The following is a 1,165-nucleotide window of genomic DNA, read 5'->3' as shown; positions in this document are numbered from 1 at the left end:
TAGAGGTTTCCGTTTCGTGGTACTGGCGGAATTCGGCGGGCGTCAGCCCGCCGAGGCTGTCGTGAGGTATCTCGGTGTTGTAATCGGCCAGCCACCGCTCCGCCTGTTCGCGTACTTCTCCGAGGTTGCGGAAGACGTGCATATCCAGCACGCCACGTCGGAAGCTGCCATTGAAGCGTTCGATGAAGCCGTTCTGCATCGGCCGTCCTGGCTCGATGAAATCCAGTGCGATGGTCTTGCGCTCGGCCCATTCCGCCAGTGCCAGGGCGATGAACTCAGGGCCGTTGTCCAGGCGAAGCTTTGCGGGATAGCCGCGCCACGCCGCAATTCGTTCCAAAGTGCGAATGACCCGTGTAGCCGGCAAGTTCAGATCAACTTCGATGGCCAATGCCTCGCGACTGAAATCGTCGATTACGTTGAATGTACGGAATCGTCGCCCATCCCAAAGCGCGTCGGACATGAAGTCGATCGACCAGCTGCCGTTGATCTGCTCACCGGCCACCAACGGCATCGGGTGTCGGTTTGGAAGACGCTTCTTCCCTCGTCGACGCTGATTGAGCTTCATAAGGCTGTACACACGCCAGACACGCTTGTGATTCCATACCAAACCGCGGCGACGAATCAGTTGAAACAGCTTGCCGAAGCCGCGCTCCGGAAAACGCTCAGAGAGCTCGGCCAATAGCGCGATCACCTCTTCGTCCCGATCCGGTCGATGACGGTAGCGTGCCGTCGACCGTGGCATTCCAATCGCCGCACAGGCCCGGCGTTCGCTCCAGCCGTGGCGGTTCTGCAACCAGGCCAAGAGCGGGCGCTTATGCGCCGGGTCTACAGCTTTTTTGCAATCAGATCCTTCAATGCATGATTCTCCATCGCCAGTTCGGCGTACATCCGCTTCAGCTTTGCGTGCTCAGCTTCAACGTCCCGCAACCGCTGCACGTCCGAAGCTTCCATACCGCCGTACTTGGACTTCCAGACGTAGTAAGTCGCATCGGAAATGCCAAGTTCACGGCAGACATCCTTGACCTGCCTTCCAGCCTCAACCTGCTTCAACGTCGTAACGATCTGACTCTCGGTGAATTTGCTCTTGCGCATCAGTGGTCTCCTTGGGGCTAGTTTGCCCGGAGACCTCTAAGAATGCCTGGATCAAGTTTACGGGCAGGCGACA

The 1,165-nt window shown here is 58.2% G+C and carries 1 protein-coding gene; it reads right to left on the bottom strand.

The genetic code is table 11. From position 1 onward, the window contains the following. Positions 1-1,092 (bottom strand): IS3 family transposase gene (locus AC13FW_RS20490; protein ID WP_482990279.1). Its coding sequence is split into 2 segments (ribosomal slippage), with 1,093 coding nucleotides annotated over them: positions 1-831 and positions 831-1,092; the frame shifts between segments, so codons are not numbered across the junction. This gene is flagged as partial in the annotation. Between the last annotated feature and the right edge of the window lie 73 nt (positions 1,093-1,165).

This window comes from Stenotrophomonas sp. 21LCFQ19 (genome assembly GCF_056861425.1).
Note: the sequence above shows the minus strand (reverse complement) of the source record. Positions and strands in the feature narration are given on the sequence as shown.